The 18,600-nt window shown below is 42.3% G+C and carries 8 protein-coding genes; 6 read left to right on the forward strand and 2 right to left on the reverse strand.

Going from position 1 to position 18,600, the window contains the following annotated elements; all coding sequences use genetic code 11:
- Positions 1-8: 8 nt before the first annotated feature.
- A complete protein-coding gene (locus BN161_RS17205) occupies positions 9-3,071 on the reverse strand; it encodes a SusC/RagA family TonB-linked outer membrane protein (RefSeq protein WP_044268566.1) in 3,063 nt (1,020 codons plus the stop codon).
- Positions 3,072-3,454: 383 nt separating this feature from the next.
- On the opposite strand from BN161_RS17205, the gene BN161_RS17210 reads away from it, so the two are divergent.
- A complete protein-coding gene (locus BN161_RS17210) occupies positions 3,455-7,528 on the forward strand; it encodes a hybrid sensor histidine kinase/response regulator transcription factor (RefSeq protein ID WP_044268569.1) in 4,074 nt (1,357 codons plus the stop codon).
- 180 nt (positions 7,529-7,708) lie between these two features.
- Here BN161_RS17210 and BN161_RS17215 read toward each other — a convergent pair whose 3' ends face one another.
- The gene (locus BN161_RS17215) at positions 7,709-8,566 is read right to left on the reverse strand and encodes an AraC family transcriptional regulator (RefSeq protein WP_044268572.1); all 858 of its coding nucleotides are present in this window, start codon (positions 8,564-8,566) and stop codon (positions 7,709-7,711) included.
- Between the two features lie 219 nt (positions 8,567-8,785).
- Between BN161_RS17215 and BN161_RS17220 the strand changes: the two genes are divergently transcribed.
- The 5 genes from BN161_RS17220 (at position 8,786) to BN161_RS17240 (ending at position 18,489) form a co-directional block, all read left to right on the forward strand.
- Positions 8,786-10,426 carry an alpha-L-fucosidase gene (locus tag BN161_RS17220; RefSeq protein WP_044268574.1) on the forward strand — a complete coding sequence of 547 codons (1,641 nt, stop codon included), beginning with the start codon at positions 8,786-8,788 and terminating at the stop codon, positions 10,424-10,426.
- Positions 10,427-10,518: 92 nt separating this feature from the next.
- A complete protein-coding gene (locus tag BN161_RS17225; RefSeq protein ID WP_044268577.1) occupies positions 10,519-13,596 on the forward strand; it encodes a SusC/RagA family TonB-linked outer membrane protein in 3,078 nt (1,025 codons plus the stop codon).
- 24 nt (positions 13,597-13,620) lie between these two features.
- Entirely contained in the window at positions 13,621-15,306 is a 1,686-nt protein-coding gene (locus BN161_RS17230; RefSeq protein WP_044268579.1) for a RagB/SusD family nutrient uptake outer membrane protein, read from the forward strand.
- 83 nt (positions 15,307-15,389) lie between these two features.
- Positions 15,390-18,020 (forward strand): glycoside hydrolase family 31 protein, encoded by a 2,631-nt coding sequence (locus BN161_RS17235; protein ID WP_044268582.1) that lies wholly within the window; start codon positions 15,390-15,392, stop codon positions 18,018-18,020.
- 85 nt (positions 18,021-18,105) lie between these two features.
- Positions 18,106-18,489, forward strand: a complete 384-nt coding sequence (locus BN161_RS17240; RefSeq protein WP_044268585.1) for an L-rhamnose mutarotase — start codon at positions 18,106-18,108, stop codon at positions 18,487-18,489.
- The last annotated feature ends 111 nt before the right edge of the window (positions 18,490-18,600 follow it).

An 18,600-nucleotide genomic window follows, 5' to 3' on the forward strand; every position in this document is an offset into this window, starting at 1 on the left:
TAGAGGGTTTAGAATGTTAAATTAAGACCTACCAGATAGTTGCGCGTTGAAGGCGAATTGGTACCTATAACCAGCAAACGCGATTTAAGGCCGGTAGTCACCGCCTGGTTTTCATTACCGTATGAGTTAGGCTCCGGATCGCAACTGCTCTCATCATAGTAGGGTGAGAAGAATACAAACGGATTCTGTACAGTGGCATAGACACGAAGATTGCTTATGCTGAAGCGGTTCAACCAATCTTTAGGAACGTTGTAGCCCAATGTAATGTTTCGTATTTTCAGGTAAGACGCATCAAAACGTCCCAGTGTGCTGCCATACTTCGGGTTATCACTCTGTTCTATTCCACCCGGTTTCGGATATTTAGCGTCCGTGTTCTCCGGTGTCCAATAGTCCACCTTCACATTGCCGCGCCGTCCCGTCAGCATGTTCAGGTAGCCGGTAGATGAATAAAGCGTACTGACAAGCGTACCGCCACTCTTGAACGCACCTACTATACTTAAATCAAAGTCCTTGTAAGCTACACGGGTATTGAAGCCACCCTGGAATTTGGGTTCCAGTGAGATAATTTGTCTGTCATCGGGACCGATACTACGGGTCGGTTTACCATTTGCATCATATTCACCAGTATATTTCACCTTAATCATACCTGCATTTCCACCCGGCTCCAGAATATTCATCAATTCTTTTTCATCCTCTTGCCAAAGGCCTATTTTCTCGTAGTCGTAAATCACATCGATGGGGTGTCCTACGAACCACCAGTTATTTTCGTCCTTTTTGGCACCCGAAGCCAATGATTTCAGCTTATTACGATTGCTATAGAGGTTGACACCTACATCCCAGCTCCAGCCGTTCACATTGTCCAGTATCACGCCGTTAAGCGAAAGCTCGAAACCTTTGTTCTGCGTAGCACCAATATTCGCCATATAGCTGCCTACACCGGCTGTAGAGGGTAGACTTACACTGAGCAATACATCCTTGGTATCTTGTATATAGTACTCGAACGTACCGTAAATGCGATGATTCAGGAACGAGAAGTCCAGACCGAAGTTATAAGTACTGGAGTATTCCCAACCCAAATTTGAATTGGGAAGTTCCGATACATAATAACCGGTTGCATAGGTGTCGGGACCAAAGTTATACGGGCGGGTAGAGAGAAGGCCGAGAGTCTTGTACGGGTCGACGGACTGATTGGAAGTTTCTCCATATCCCACACGCAGTTTCAGTTGATCTACTATAGGAAGCAGATTCTTCCAGAAACCTTCTTTGGCAATATTCCAGCCGAGGGATACGGCAGGATATGTATGCCATTTGTGTCCCGGAGCCAGACGGGAGGAAGCATCGGCACGGAACGTGACGCTTGCCATATACTTATCGTCATACGAATACATCGCACGTCCCATCCATGACATCAGACCACTTTGCTGATAACCCTGGTTACCTGGATTGACAGTAATCTCACCGTTGGCATGCCCCAGGTTGTAGTATTGGAAATATCCGGCAGGAATATCCCTTGCTGAAACTGCCGACTTATTGAAAGTAGTTTGCTCGGCAGAATACATACCCACTACGTTCAGCCGATGCTTCTCTGCAAAAGTGCGGTCGTAGGTCACTAAGTTTTCAATCGTCCAGTTGGTGGTCAGCGAATTGCTGATAGAAGCCGAAGAGGTGGTATTGGGATTCACCTCGTTGATGCCCTGTCCTTTGAAAGAACCGCCATTGCTCATGCGGAAGTTCAGACCGAGATTGGCACGATACTTCAGGCCTTCTATTCCGGGTATCTTCACCTCTCCATATATATTATTATAGGAACCGAACACTTTGTCCTCCTGAACCCATAAGTCTCCTATCCCTTCAAGCACTTCCTTGGGATAAATATACTGTTCGTCGGTTGCCATCTTGACCGTTCTCTTCCAAGTGCCGTCTTCATTCTTCGGATTAATCAGCGGAGATAAGCTCAGTGTGCCATACAAACCAATGTTTCCGCCTTCGGTCACATTATAGGTATTATTGGTGACGAAACCGACCTTAATGTATTTGCCTACTTCCTGGTCGAGGGAACCACGCAAGGAAAGACGGTTGTACTGCTGCGTAGGCACCACGCCTTCTTCGTGATAGTAGCCCAGGCCAAAGCTATAGTTATTGGCTTTGCCACCACCCGAGATACTGACATCATGGCTGGAAGTGATACCCGTCTGATAGAACAAGTCCTGCCAGTCGGTATTCATGTCGTCAGACTCATCTATACCATTGCCATATTTACCGGCAGTTTTACGAAGAGCAGCAAATTCTTCTCCATTCATCATCGGGTACTTCTGGGCACTTTTAATACCAAAGTATCCGTTGTAGGTCACCTGTGCTTTTTGCTCGGTATAACCTTTGTGCGTTGTCACCATAATCACGCCATTGGCACCACGCGAGCCATAGATAGCCGTAGAAGAAGCATCTTTCAGGATATCAAGGCTCTTGATATCATTCGGATTGATATCCGACAACGAACCTGCAAACGGAATACCGTCCAATACCACCAACGGGTCGTTGCTGGCATTGAGCGAGCGCGTACCACGTACACGTATCTGCATAGAGGCACCCGGTCTGGAAGAAGTCTGTGACATTTCGACACCAGCAACACGTCCTTGCAAAGCAGAGGAGATATTTCCCGTTTGTACCGTGCGGAGATCATCGCCACGCATGGAAACGATAGAACCCGTCACATCCGAACGCTTCGCCGTACCGTAACCAATCACTACCACTTCTTCAAGTGTTTTCGAGTCTTCTTGGAGAGTGATGTTAAGAGGAGCGACACTTGCTTTCACTTCCTGCGTCATATATCCTATAAAAGAGATTACCAAAGTGGCATCTTTCCGTACCTGTAAAGTGAAATCGCCGTCCAAACCAGTAATAATACCGTTTGTAGTTCCTTTTTCTATAATGCTGGCACCGATGACAGGCTCACCGGTTGCGTCTTTTACCATACCTTTCACTGTAATGTTTTGCGAGAACGCCCACAATGGTATCAGGCACAATAAGAATAACAGCCCCAAGGGCTTAAAATAAAGATTGGTGCTTTTCATAAAAACCATTAATTAAATTAGTTATACAAATTTTTGATTTAAGTCGGATAAATGGAAGAACAACTTCTTTTTCATGTTTTCATATTTATTAAAATTAAAAGTTAAACAATCATATAATATTTAAGGCAAAACGTTTACTCCGTTTCGGATATGACAAAATTAAACCATAAAAGAAGAAAAAGCCCATAAGGAGGTTACACAAATATTACATGAAGAGTACATCACTTTTCCCTATGTTACAAAACCTTATATTGGCGTTACACGAAGACCTTACAATGCCTGTAAAGAAGATATCTTCCGCTTATATCCGATAAATGTGAGATTCTTGTAAATCAATTATTTTGTGTAAATTTGGTGCTGTATATTTCATATATCATAATGCTATGGATATAAAAACAATCAAAAGCATCGTCATAACAATGCTATTTCTGGTGGCTCCCTCCAAAAGTATCTCTCAAACGGGAACCTATTATTCTGCCAACGAACAACTCAGCAGCAGCCTCATCAACCAATTATACCAAGATCAAAGGGGGTTCATCTGGGTATCAACCGAATTTGGCCTGAACAAGTTCGACGGTACCCACTTCACACACTATAAACACATTGACAGTGATTCCACCTCTTTAGTCAACAACCATGTAAGAGGGGTTTTTGAAGACAGCTACCAGAATTTATGGATAAGATGCCTGGGAGGATTAATGCTCTATCACCCTGAAACTGACGACTTCGAGCTGATAAAAATGAAAGGAAAAGGAAACAGGGGATGGCACGTAACCAATATCATGGAGTTACATAATGGCGAAGTATGGGGAGTAGCTGCCAACGATACCATTTTTCGCATGAACCTCTCCAGCAAAACTATAGAGCCCATTGACAAGGTCAATCAAAAACTCCGGCTAATAAGCTTTAATTCTATTTTCGAAGATGACCAGAAAAAGCTTTGGCTTACTTCGGAAGTGCAAGGGGTCGCTTGTTATGATCCGGCATCCGGGGAAATACAGCATTTCCGGTATCCGGATATTCCGGGCAACAATATATCGGCCATCGAGGAAGATGATCACGGGAATCTGTTTATCGGAACTCTGACCAAAGGCTTATGTTTATATGACAGGCAAAAGAAGAAGTTCACGCCAGTAGCTTATGGAAACAGGCAAAATCTGCCGATAAAGAATCTGGCCTTTATAGATGGAAAACTGCTGATAGGTACGGATGGAGAAGGAGTTAAAGCCTATAACCCGGAAATCCGCCAGATCGAAGACTACCCGATCAACACTTCCCCCTTTAACCTGAACACCGCAAAAGTACACAGTATTTTGCAGGATAAGGATAAAAACCTATGGTTAGGCATATTCCAGAAAGGCATTATTTTCTTGCCTGCCCATAGGGAACGCTTCGGCTACATCGGTCACAAGCTGCTGCACAACAACCCGATAGGAACAGGATGCATTATGACCATCTTTAAAGATACAGACAACCACCTATGGATAGGGGCAGACAATGAAGGCGTTTTTGAACTGGACAGTAACCATAATCTGATTAAGCATTATCGTCCCGGAAATACTTCCAAGTCCGTTTCAAACACAATTACAAGTATTTTTCAAGACTCAAACAATGATCTCTGGTTAGGGGCATACGCCAAAGGATTATCCATATTCAACAAAAAGACGGGTGAATGCAACTATATTCCTGAGTTGCTGCATGAGAAAATTATGAATATTATCGAGGACAACCATCGCAATCTCTACATTGCCACCTTGGGAAGCGGGCTATATACCTATAATTTAGACACGAAAAGACTCCGGCAATACAATGTGCCCCGTTCAGAAGGGGTAAGCCGACAACCGAACAGACCCAGTAACGACTGGGCAAACATACTTCTTTGTGATTGCGAAGGATTGATATGGATAGGCAGTTATCAGGGTGTCTCCTGTTATAATCCCGAACAAAATAGTTTCAGTAAGGTTCAGCAGATGATTCCAGGTGGTACCGGTTATAGTTTCCTTGAAGATAAAGAGGGGAATATCTGGGCGGGTACATCAAACGGACTTTACCACATAGACAGAAAAACAGAAGAAGTACAAAGATATACCATGCAAGACGGACTTCCCAACAATATTATCTGCGCTATTTGTGAAGACCACCAGCAAAATATATGGGTCAGTACCTATAATGGCATCAGTAAGCTCGACAGAAAGAGCAAACGGTTTATCAATTACTATATCGGAGACGGGTTGCAAGGCAACGAATTTACTCACGGGGCTTGCTTTCAAGATAAAGACGGAAGGATTTACTTCGGTGGCAGTGACGGAATCACTTATTTCATGCCGGAACAAATCATAGAACAACCGAGACAGAATGACGTCTACATAACCGATTTCCTGGTATTCAACCAACCTATCAATAAAAATACCCTGTCCGGCAACAAACCGATTGTTTCAACTGCCGTAATCGATGCAAATATCTTTCGCCTCAACCATCAGGACAACACATTCAGCATCGTGTTTTCCACTCTCAGGTACGACAATCCCCAGCAGATAAAGTACCAATATAGAATAACAGAATTAGGAAAAGAGTGGCAGAGCACGGAAACAGGCAATAACCGTGTCACTTACAACAAACTGCCCCATGGGAAATATACTTTCCAAGTCTGTGCCGTAGAGCATGGAAACACATCGGAAGTACGTACTATAAATATTGTCATCACCCCACCCTGGTACCTCTCCGGCTGGGCATACCTGGCTTACTTCATACTATTCATATTACTTGTATTAGCCATCATAGGATATATCTTCAACCGCATCCGCCAACGGCAGGAACTGATAGAGCGTAAGCATCAGGAAGAAATTAACGAAGCCAAATTGCAGTTCTTCATCAACATCTCCCATGAGATACGCACTCCCATGACACTAATCATCAATCCGATTGAAAAACTATTATCTGAAAACAAAACCCCGGAGTTAAACAAAACCTATCTGATGATTTACCGCAACTCACAGCGCATCTTGCGACTGGTGAATCAGCTCATGGATATACGGAAGATAGACAAAGGACAAATGTTCATGAAATTCAGAGAGACGGACATAGTAGGATTTATCAATGACCTGAAACTGACGTTTGAGTATATGGCCAGACAAAAGAACATCCGGCTGACTTTTATGCATGAAGTCTCCCTCTTGAAAGTGTGGATAGATATGAACAACTTCGACAAGATTCTTATGAACCTGCTGTCGAATGCATTCAAGTATACCCCTGACGGCGGAGAGATTATTGTCACTCTGACACAAGGCAGTAGTGACACCGACGGTCCGCTAAAGGATTATTTCGAGATAACGATAGAAGATACAGGTATCGGACTGGAAGAAGATAAGATAGAGCGTATCTTCGACCGCTTCTACCAGATAAACAACAGTTCGACTTATAATAATATGGGGACAGGAATAGGACTCCACCTGACTCACTCACTGGTACACCTCCACCACGGTACCATCACAGCCGAGAATCGCAAAGACCGTAAAGGCAGCCGCTTCACCGTGCGCATTCCACTGGGATCCTCCCACCTGAAAGCGAGCGAGCTAGAGAATCCTGCAAACTTCGAAGAAATCCCCAACTCTCAACCCATCAACGAAAAGCCAGAATTTGAGGCGGAAGAGATACCGACTGATAATGTACAGACCAAATCCAAAACCAACTTCCGCATATTGGTGGTAGAGGATGAGAAAGATATACAAAACTATTTGGCAGAGCAATTGGAAGACCTCTACAAAATAATCACCTGCAACAATGGGAAAGAAGCTTTCGGCACTATCCTGTCCACCGCCCCCGACCTGGTGATCAGCGATGTCATGATGCCCGAAATGGATGGCATAACTTTATGCAAGAAGATTAAGCAGAACGTAAATATCAACCATATTCCGGTAATCCTGCTCACAGCCAAAGGAAAACCAGAAGATTATGCAGAAGGAATAGATACCGGCGCCGATGCATACATGGTGAAACCGTTCAATGTTGAAATACTAAGGAAAACAGTTTCCAATCTGATAACTAACCGGAAACTTCTAAAAAACAAGTTTAGTGGCATGCAGCAACAAGAAGAGAAACTGGAAGTACTGAACATAAAGCCTGCAGACGAGATACTGATGGAGAAAGTAATGAAAGTCATCAACGATAATCTGGCAGAGCCTACACTGGACGTGGAGATGCTGGCAAAAAGCGTCGGGCTGAGCCGTGTGCACCTTTACCGCAAATTAAAGGCACTGACCAACCTCAGCACCCGTGATTTTATCCGAAACATACGCATACAGCAGGCTGCCAAGCTTCTGCTAGACAAGAGGATGAATATATCGGATATCGCTTATTCCGTCGGTTTTAATAATCTGGCACATTTCTCCAACTCGTTCAAGGAACAGTTTGGCATTTCACCCAAAGAGTATATGCAAAAGTACGGTAATACTCCTTGAAAAACGCAAGAGAACGCGTATATCAAATTATTGTTCTCTTTTTCCCCTTCTCATTACCCGAACCGTACCTGATCCGTATCATCTCCGTATCTATACGCTTGGACTTGATACGGACCAGGTACGGGCCAGACACGGACCGGGTATGGTTCAGACAAGAAAACTGTTCTAAATATCCGATTATCAATGATAAGAGTTACGGTATTCCTGCGGTGTCAGTCCGGTTGTCTTTTTAAATAAGCGGTTAAAGTAAGAATAGTCATCGAAAGAAAGGGCAAAGGCCACATTTTTCACCGACATCTCATCTGTTACCAGAATGAGTTGTGCTTTCTCTATTTTCTTCTGATTGATATATTTTGAAGGGGTTACACCGGTTTCCTTTTTAAATAAACGGATAAAATGATCTTTTGACAGACATGAATTCTCAGACAGAGTTGCGAGATCTATGGCCTCATAAATGTGTTTGCGTATATAAAGAATAGCTTTCTCTATACGATCGTCCTTTGTCTCTACTTTAACTTGCGCACGCTTTAAGAAATGTGCCAGTAACTGATACACAATACCACGTGATTCAACCTTATCACATAACGCACGCTGCTTGTTCTTCAGAAGATTCTGCATCAACGTGGAATTATTATCATAAGTCGAAGGGTCTGGGTTAGGCAAACTCATATGAGGATTTATCGCACACAAGCGTTGAAACAACGCAAGGTCTAAATCTCCGGCAGGTATCTCAACCGGAAACTCCCACTCATCTAATAAATTGGAATCTGACTGATGTTCTTCATAAATGTGCAGATAGTAATGACAGAAATAGGAGTTACAGATATAGCTATGTATAATAAAAGCCGGAATAAAATACAGATGATTTGGTTTCAGAATCTGTATGCCTCCCGATAATTGTATTTGAGCAGTACCTTCTGTTATATAGTACAGGCGCGTGAACGGGCTATTTACGTTTTTCCAGTTCCAGTCCGCATTATGCACGGCTAAACCAACATTCAACACCAAAGGGTGTAACTTATCAACTAATGAAGCCATAGTATATAGTATTTAGTAACTCGATAAAGGTAGGCGAATTTCTTTATCATTCAAAACGATTATCGATATTCTCAATATAAAAATCGTTTTTATCCTATCATATCAGATATATCCTATTCATATTATCGATATTTTCCAATACAAACACTTTTTAATCCTATTGCAACTACTAATTAATACATATCTTTGCATTGTACAATAGAAACAAAATTAATACCTATGAAAACCAAAACTTTATTAGTCTCTTTAGTTCTTTCAATAGGAACCTTATCTGCCCAGAACTATCAGGTTCCGGTATCAGAAAAGAACGAGCCTATGATGAAAGGTAAATTCCAGCCTACATGGGAGTCTTTGGGAAATTACCAGGTTCCCGAATGGTTCAAGAATGCAAAATTCGGAATATGGGCGCATTGGGGACCTCAATGCGTAGAAGGCTCGGGCGACTGGATGGCACGTTCCATGTACATGGAAGGAACATCAGAATATAAGTATCACGTAGAGCACTACGGACACCCCTCTGAAGTGGGTTTCAAAGACATCATACCGCTGTTTAAAGCCGAAAAATGGGATCCCGACAAGCTGGTGGCCTATTATAAAGGATTAGGCGCACAGTATTTCTTCGTTTTAGGCAATCATCATGATAATTTTGACCTTTGGGACAGTAAATATCAAGCGTGGAATTCGGTGAATATGGGACCGAAACGCGACATCCTGGCAGAATGGGAAAAGGCGGCACGCAGATACGAACTCCCGTTTGGTATCAGTTTCCATGCCGACCATGCCTGGACTTGGTATGAACCCTCCCAGCGTTACGACAGACACGGACCTAAAGCCGGTGTCCCTTACGATGGAACATTGACAAAAGCTGACGGTAAAGGCAAATGGTGGGAAGGCTATGACCCACAGGACCTGTATGCGCAAAATCATCCGATGAGTAAAGGCAGCTGGGCAGACGGCATGATTCATAGCCAATGGGCCTGGGGAAACGGGGCAGCCACGCCAACCGAAGAATTTTGCACAAACTTCTACGACCGCACCGTAGATGCCATCAACCGCTATAATCCCGATTTAATTTACTTTGATGTAACCGCTCTTCCCTTTTACCCCATCAGTGATGCTGGTTTAAAGATTGCAGCTCACTTCTACAACCATAATATGGCAACCCACAAGGGCAAATTGGAAGCTGTTCTATTTGGTAAGATTCTGGATGGTGAACAGCGTAAAGCCTTAGTTTGGGACGTAGAGCGCGGTGCACCTAATGAGATTATGGATCAACCCTGGCAATCTTGTTCATGCATTGGCGGCTGGCATTACAATACATCTATTTATGAAAATAACTGGTATAAATCAGCCTCAGACGTTGCTAAATTATTGATTGATATTGTAAGTAAGAATGGCAACATGCTTCTCAGTGTTCCCTTGCGTGCCGACGGCACCTTCGACGAAAAGGAAGAGAAGATACTGAATGAATTCGGCGAGTGGATGAATGTGAATAAAGAAGCTATTTACAATACACGCCCCTGGGAGGTATTCGGTGAAGGTCCGATTGCAGAATCTGATATTAAAATCAATGCACAAGGATTCAATGAAGGAGCGTATAGTAAAGCTACGGCACAGGAAATCCGTTTCACGCAAACCAAGAAGGATTTATATGCTACGGTTTTGGCCTGGCCGGAAAATGGAAGTGTAACCATCAAATCACTTGCAGCCGACAGCAAACTATTTCCGCAAAAGATAAAAAAGGTGGAGTTACTTGGATATGGGGCGGTACAGTTTAACCGCACAACGGAAGGGCTTTCCATTAGTCTGCCGGAGAAGAAGCTTAATAATATAGCTCCCGTCTTTAAAATAAAGAAATAAAATCATGAGAAATAAGAGAGTATTTATCGGCTTTTTAAAAGGTCGATAAGCTCTTGCTATACCTTTAAATAACCCAATAATCAATTATAATTATGAGAAACAGATTAATGTATGGACTTATGCAGCCAATGAGATTCATAATGATTCTATTGGTTTGCCATCTTAGCAATGCTACTTGGGCACAAGTGCAAAGCAGTGTGAAAGGTTTGGTTACCGACTCTGCCGGAGAACCTCTGATTGGAGTCAGTGTATTGGTTAAGAACACCAATAATGGAACGGTCAGCGATTTGGATGGTAAGTTTACTTTAACAGCTAAATCCGGCGACATTCTCCATATTAGCTATGTAGGCTATATCTCTCAGGATATAAAGGCAGAAGAGAATAAGCAACTCCGTATTATCATGGAAGAAGACATGAAGACATTGGAAGAAGTTGTCATTGTGGGGTATGGCACCCAAAAGAAAGTAAACCTGACAGGAGCTGTATCCTCCCTATCGGCTAAGGATCTGGCCAGTAAACCTGTGATGAGCACTGCACAAGCATTAGCAGGTTTAGCACCGGGATTAAGTGTTCTGCAAACTTCCGGTCGCCCGGGAACAGGAGCGACAGTCAAAATACGTGGTACAGGTACCTTCTCAAATGCCGGAACAGACCCGTTAGTATTGATTGATGGCTTATCCGGAAATATAGATGATATAGACCCCAGCGATATTCAGAGTATTTCTTTCCTGAAAGATGCTGCCTCAGCCTCTATTTACGGTAATCGTGCCGCCAATGGTGTTATTCTGGTTGAAACAAAAAAAGGAGTACAAGGAAAAACTACCATCTCATACAGTAATTCTTTCGGTTGGCAACGTCCTACAGAGTTACCGGATTTCCTGCCATCATGGGAGTATGCAGAATACTACAATATGGCTATGCGCAATATGGATAAGCAAGATGCTTACCTTCCCGAGCAGATACAGAAATTCAAAGACGGTTCGGACCCTGATGCTTACCCGAATGTAAATCATCTGAAATGGTTGTTGGAGTCAGGTTCAGGTTTCCAGCACCAGCATAACATCAGCATACAAGGTGGCAATGCTACAACCAACTACAACTTATCTATAGGATACCGCAATCAGGAAGGTATGACGGCAAATACTTCTAACGAACGTATGACAGCATTATTCACGATGAAAAGTGAAATAGCCAAAGGACTTACCCTCAACCTGAATATCAACGCCTATAACAATAAATATAATGCTCCTAACGGAGAGCCCCAAAGTATCGACGGAATGATAGGATATGCCGTGCGACAAGGCCCTGTCTATGCAGGGCAGAAATCTGACGGAAGCTTTGGATACCAGGACAATTACAGTCCGGAGGCATGGCTGGCAAGTGAATCTTTTGTACAAAACATTAATAGAAATATCAGTGCTTCCGGTCAGTTGAAATGGGACACTCCGGTTGAAGGGCTCTCTTTCATTGGAAAAGCAGGAGTTAATTATTGGACTAAGTATGATAAAGCTTATCGTGCCAATACTTATTTCGATGAAAGCAAAACCGTGGGACCGGCTTCTTTGAATGTTTGGACAGCCAACAATACATATACTACTTTCGAAGCATTGACCACTTACGAAAAGCAAATAAAAGATCATAGTTTTAAGTTGTTGGCAGGTACATCTGTAGAACAGTCTGCCAATAGAGGGTTAGAAGGCTACAGAAATACATTCCCTAATAACTATCTGTATGAATTAGGATCTGGTGACAAGTCAACAGCCACCAACAACAGTTCATTGGAAGAGTATGCATTATTATCTTTCTTCGGACGTATCAATTACTCACTAAAAGACCGTTATCTGTTAGAAGCCAATTTGCGTTATGATGGTTCTTCCCGTTTTGCAGACGGACATCGTTGGGGAATCTTCCCATCTGTATCTGCCGGATGGAGAATCTCAGAAGAAAGCTTCTGGAAGAATAGTTCAGTCTCTAATATTTTTGATAACCTGAAAGTTCGTGCTTCCTATGGAGTATTAGGAAATCAAAATATCGGCGTTTATCCATACCAGCAAACTTATGGTCTTGGACAAGATTATCCGTTTGGCAATCCTGCCACCCTGCAACCCGGCGCTACCGCAGGAACTTATAACAATCCTGAAATAACCTGGGAAAAAACAGCTATCACGGACATCGGATTGGATTTAAGCCTGTTTGGCGGGCGCTTTACCGGTACTTTAGATTATTTCTATAAATATACCTCAGACATTCTGGCACCGGTAGAAGTAGCCAGTATTATGGGACGTGGAGTTGGACAGTCAAACGTCGGTGCTGTATCCAATAAGGGTATTGAGGTGAATCTGACTTATAACGGACAGATAGGACGTGACTTCCGCTTCAGCATTTCTCCTAATTTTACTTGGGTAAAGAATGCTGTAGAGAAATTGGCAAATGGAGCTACTGAAGAAATTAATAACAACCGCATTGTAGGACAGCCCATCGGGATTATTTATGGTTACGAAACAGATGGCTTATTCGTGGACCAAGCTGAAATAGATGCTGCCCCCGAACAATTGGTCGGCAAATCAAACCTAAAGCCGGGTTATGTGAAATACAAAGACATCAGTGGCCCTGAGGGAGTGCCCGACGGCAAAGTGGATGCACAATATGACCGCACCGTGTTAGGAAGCACCACTCCTAATTTTTATTACGGTTTGAATCTATCAGCTTCTTATAAAGGATTCGATTTCTCCGCTTTACTGCAAGGGTTAGGAGGACACAAACGCCTCATCGGTTCCTATATGGCCTATGCATTTTACAATGGCGGACAAATACAGAGATGGCAGGCAGACAATTGCTGGACAGAGGCGGACCCCAATAAATGGGCAGAATACCCGCGCCTGGAAACACTGAATATGAATAATACAAATCTTCAGACCTCCGATTACTGGATTCGGAATGCCAGTTTCCTGCGGGTGAAGAATGTGCAAATAGGATACACTTTCCCAAAAACATGGACAAAGAAAGTCGGACTGGAAAATGTACGCGTCTATGTGAGTGGACAGAACCTGTTCTCTTTCAACAGCTTCTATAAAGGTTGGGACCCGGAAAATGAAATTGGTACGGGAGATGCTCCGTCATACTATCCTATCAATAGCATATATTCATTTGGATTTAATTTCAAGTTCTAAGTTAACTATTCAATCAAGAACAATATGAAAAAGATTTATCATACATTAGAAATAACAAAAGCCTGTCTACTCGCTTTGGCTTTATCATTGGGAACGGTAAGTTGTTCAGATTTATTAGATAAAGAACCTCCTTCATCTATTTCAGATGGTAATTTCTGGACCGGCGAAGGAGATGCCATGTTGGCACTGACGGGATGTTATCGTTTCCAGACAGGCTGGTCGCATGATGATTTTGCCACCCCGCAAGGATTACTTTATCTGGATTTTGCCGGAGGAAATGGTACAGAAAAAGAAAACTTTTCCACATTGATGGCAAGTTCCAACACGGCGGCCACCAACAGTAATCTGCGTTGGTATTGGGGGAATGCATATACCCAAATAGCCAAGTATAATGTTTTCTTGGAAAATATTGTGAATTGTCCTATGGACGGAGATAAAAAAGAAATCTGGTCATCCGAAGTGAAGTGCCTGCGTGCCTATTTCTTATTCAATCTTGCATTTTATTATAAGGACGTGCCAATGCCATTGAAAACATTGTCAGTAGAGGAAGCCAATACAATCTCACAGACTCCACAAGCAGACGTTTATACTCAAGTGGAGAATGATTTGAAAGCTGCTATTAATTTATTGCCAACTGAGTACTTGTCAGAAGAATACGGGCGTTTCACTAAAGGAGCTGCACAAGTACTATTGAGCCGTCTCTATCTGGCACAGGAGAGATGGTCGGATGCCGCTACGGTTTTGCGGAATGTCATTGATTCCGGAGTCTATGAGTTAGACCGTCGTAATGGTGAAGATAGCTATGAAAAATTGTTCCAAATAGGAGGAGAATATAGTCCTGAAATCATATTCTGCATCATGGGGATAAAGGATCAGTACACCAACTCGCGCTATCAGTATCTGTATCCTGAGGTGGCTTACGGCGGTTGGCACCAATTTGCTCCTTACAATGAACTGGTCAAGGAATATTTCTGCACGGATGGGAAAGATGTAAAGTCATCTGAAGTATATGATGAGAATGACCCTTACGCAAACCGTGATTTGCGCTTGTATGCTTCTGTCTTCTTACCTCCGTTGGGAAGTTATCCGGGAACTAAGTATAACGACGTGACCTACGACTGTTTCAAAGGTGCCAACACCTCGGATTATTATAACAAATTTACCCTATTCAATGGTTATTGTCCCAAGAAAGGGTGTGATCCTTCCATTATTAACAACTTAGGAGCTACTCCTACCTATACTCCGATCATGCGCTATGCAGAAGTATTGCTAAGTTATCTGGAAGCCTTGAACGAAGCTCAACCCAATGCCGTGGATCAAGATATTCTTAATCTTACGATAAACGATATCCGTGATCGTGTAAAATTGCCCGGTCTAAAAATAGAAGATATGTCGCAGGAAGTCATCCGTGAGGCTGTCCGCAAAGAAAGACGTGTAGAACTGGCTTTTGAGGGTTTGCGCTATTATGATGTGCTACGTTGGGACATTGCGGAAAAAGAACTGAACCATACATTCACAGGCGTTAAACTGTCAGATGATCCCAATGCCCGGAATTATCGAGGAAGCGGAACAGCTGCTTCTCCGGTTGATGAAGACATGTATTATCAATTCGAGAAACGCACGTGGGCACCTCATAACCGTTACTTCCCGATACCACAGAATGATTTGAATGTTAATAAGAACCTCAAACAGAACACAGGATACAATTAGTTTCTGGTTAATGGATAAGTTATTAATAGGATTTCAATTTTGACACATCCTCAATTATTATATTTTTTTAATCCAATAAGGTTATGACAGATAAAGGATATCAAGTGAAGAAAAGAATATTTCTCTTTTTACTATTCTCCCATTTATGTCTGGCTATAGGATGGGCTCAGTCGATACTTTCTTTTAGACAAGAGAGAAATAGGGTTGTATTCACTACAGCAGATGGTGAACTCCAACTTTACCCTTTGACAAATGATGCCATAAGAGTGAAATTTGCTTGCCAGCCAATGACTATGCCGGAATGGATTTATGTAGAAAACCAAACTCCTGCATATACAATAAAGGAAGAAAAGGGCTTGGTGTCTGTTTGCTTATCAAAACTTAGAGCACAAGTTGATATGCAAACCGGAAACATTACTTTCTTTTCATCCAAGGGAGATGTACTTTTAATGGAAAAGGAGAGAGAGCTTTCTCCGTCTTCAGTACAAAATAGGAAAACGTTCTGCGCTATGCAGGCCTTTCATTCTACTAAAGATGAGGCGCTTTTTGGATTAGGACAGTTTCAGGACGGATACTTGAATGTGCGTGGTCTTTCTCGTCGTCTTACACAAGTGAATACACAGATATCCATACCTTTTATAATGTCAAACAAGGGATATGGCATATTGTGGAATAACTATGGGTTGACAGATTTTAATCCGGCTGATAACAGGGTCACCCTTGTTCGTAAGGGAACAAGCGGTGATGCAGTTATGGTGGATGTCACTTCAACGGAAGGAAGAAAAAAAGAGGTTCGTAACCGAAGTATTTTTTCTTCATCTATAACAATACCTGCAGCAGGACGCTATTCCATCATGTTGGACGTAGGTCAACCCATGGCAAGAAAACATCATCTGAGAATTGGCGATAAAACCGTTTTTGATATGAGCAACGTGTGGTTGCCTCCCACAACCTCTGCTATTATAGAATTGGAAGCGGGTGTCCATAAAATCGAAGCAGAGCTGGAAAAGGATGATCAACCTACTGTTTACTTCAAAGAAGTTGAGGACGAGACTGTATTTAGGTCGCCCACTGCAGATTGTATTGACTATACTTTCTTTGCAGGAAATGCAGATGATGTGATCGCAGCTTATCGCAAAACAACCGGAGAAGTTCCAATGATGCCTAAGTGGGCATTAGGATATATTCATTGTCGCGAACGGTTTAATAGCCAACAAGAGATTATACAGACTGCAAATAGATTCCGAAAAGATAGTTTGCCGATGGATCTTATTGTGCAGGATTGGCAATATTGGGGAAAACTTGGATGGAATGCCATGCAATTTGATGAAACAAATTATCCGGATCCCAAAAAACTAGTAGATGATTTACATGCGATTGATGCTCGCCTGATGCTCTCTGTCTGGTCAAAAATAGATCCAAAATCGGAAGTTGGACAGATAATGAGCACTAAAGGATACTACATACCAAATACTTCGTGGGTTGATTTTTTCAATCCGGAAGCAGCCGCTTGTTATTGGGAGAACTTCAGTAAACGTTTATTGAAGCCTTACGGAATCGATGCTTGGTGGCAAGATGCAACGGAGCCTGAAAATGATGATTTGGTAGGAAGAAAGATATGGAATGGAACCATGCCTGGCGAATTTTTCAGAAATACTTATCCGCTTCTGGTAAATAAAGTTGTGTATGAAGGTTCAAGAAGAGATGCTCCAAATAAACGTGTGATGATTTTAACGCGAAGTGCCTTCCCTGGAATGCAGCGTTATAGCACAGCGACATGGTCAGGCGATGTCGGCCATGATTGGGAAACTTTCCGGCGGCAGATTGTAGGAGGTCTGGGTATGACTGTGTCAGGTTTACCGTGGTGGACATATGATGCGGGAGGATTCTTTCGTCCGGGAGATAATCAGTATATTGACCCGAAATATCATGAATGTTTTTTAAGATGGTTGCAAACAAGTGTCTTTCTGCCATTGATGCGCGTTCATGGCTATATGTCCAATACAGAATTTTGGAACTACGGCGCAAGGATGGCAGATTTGGCACGTAAATCTTTGAATACGCGCTATAGCCTGTTCCCGTATATTTATTCAGAAGCAGCAAATATCAGCTTTAAGGGTGGAACGATGATGCGTCCTTTAGTGATGGACTATGCCAGCGATACACTTGCAATTTCTCAGAAATACGAATATATGTTTGGATCTTCATTATTGGTGGCACCAGTTGTTGAAGAGAACAAAAAAACATGGGATGTGTATTTGCCAGAGAACAAAGGCGGATGGTATGATTTTTGGACCGGACAGTTCATTGCCGAAAAAGGTTGGAAACAGGTTCCTGTTACATTGGAACAAATTCCGGTATTTGTAAAAGCAGGAACAATATTGCCTTTTGCAGACGGCAAATTCCAAACGACTCAAGCGGCAGCAGAGGCAGATTGGATTATAAAAGTATTTGCCGGTGCTGATGGTACATATACTGTTTATGAAGATGACGGAACCAATTATGACTATGAGAAAGGTCTATATTCAAATATCCGTTTCATCTGGAATGATGCTCGGAATGAATTGACAATAACGCGTAGAGAAGGGAAATTTCCCGGTATGAATACGACACGTAATATACGGATTATCAAGATATCGAACGCCCTAAATGGGAATACAAATAAAGAAAAAACCATTATCTATAATGGGCAAAAGGTAAGTGTGAAATTGTAACAGTATTCATATGTATCGAGATTAAAAGAGACAGACTGAACTGTTTCAAATTTAATGTCAAGTTCCATCTAAAGGTAATTCAAATATGGCAATCAAAGGTTATAGAGTGAAAGAATACCGTTGTCCGGTAAAGAGATATTGTCAGACAATGGATTTGAAAGATAGTCCAGAGTTAATCGAGGAGTACATTAAGCTCCACAGTAAGCTTGAAGCCTGGCCGGAAATCAGAGCCGGTATTCGTTCAGTAGGTATTCTGGAGATGGAGATCTATATATTGGGGGCCCGGTTATTCATGATTGTAGAAACTCCACTCGACTTTGACTGGAAAACTGCTATGGAGAAATTATCCCATTTGCCCCGGCAGGAAGAATGGGAGAATTATGTATCCGGATTTCAGGAATGCATCCCGGGAAGCACTTCTGCTGAAAAATGGAAACTGATGGAACGTATGTTTTATTTGTATGATTAAAGATATTATATACCAGCTGGATTATAGATAAAATAAGATTTTAATTTAATAAGAAAACATGTTGTTATCGCATGTTTTCTTATTAAATATATCACCTCGTATTCATTAATT

This window comes from Bacteroides timonensis, assembly GCF_000513195.1.
GTDB classification, from domain to species: Bacteria; Bacteroidota; Bacteroidia; order Bacteroidales; family Bacteroidaceae; genus Bacteroides; species Bacteroides timonensis.

Bases quoted from the DNA above. Each gene is read 5' to 3' on its own strand.
- BN161_RS17210 (WP_044268569.1), top strand. From the start codon at position 3,455: ATGGATATAAAAACAATCAAAAGCATCGTCATAACAATGCTATTTCTG.
- BN161_RS17240 (WP_044268585.1), top strand. From the start codon at position 18,106: ATGGCAATCAAAGGTTATAGAGTGAAAGAATACCGTTGTCCGGTAAAG.
- BN161_RS17215 (WP_044268572.1), bottom strand. From the start codon at position 8,566: ATGGCTTCATTAGTTGATAAGTTACACCCTTTGGTGTTGAATGTTGGT.
- BN161_RS17205 (WP_044268566.1), bottom strand. From the start codon at position 3,071: ATGAAAAGCACCAATCTTTATTTTAAGCCCTTGGGGCTGTTATTCTTA.
- BN161_RS17230 (WP_044268579.1), top strand. From the start codon at position 13,621: ATGAAAAAGATTTATCATACATTAGAAATAACAAAAGCCTGTCTACTC.
- BN161_RS17235 (WP_044268582.1), top strand. From the start codon at position 15,390: ATGACAGATAAAGGATATCAAGTGAAGAAAAGAATATTTCTCTTTTTA.
- BN161_RS17225 (WP_044268577.1), top strand. From the start codon at position 10,519: ATGAGAAACAGATTAATGTATGGACTTATGCAGCCAATGAGATTCATA.
- BN161_RS17220 (WP_044268574.1), top strand. From the start codon at position 8,786: ATGAAAACCAAAACTTTATTAGTCTCTTTAGTTCTTTCAATAGGAACC.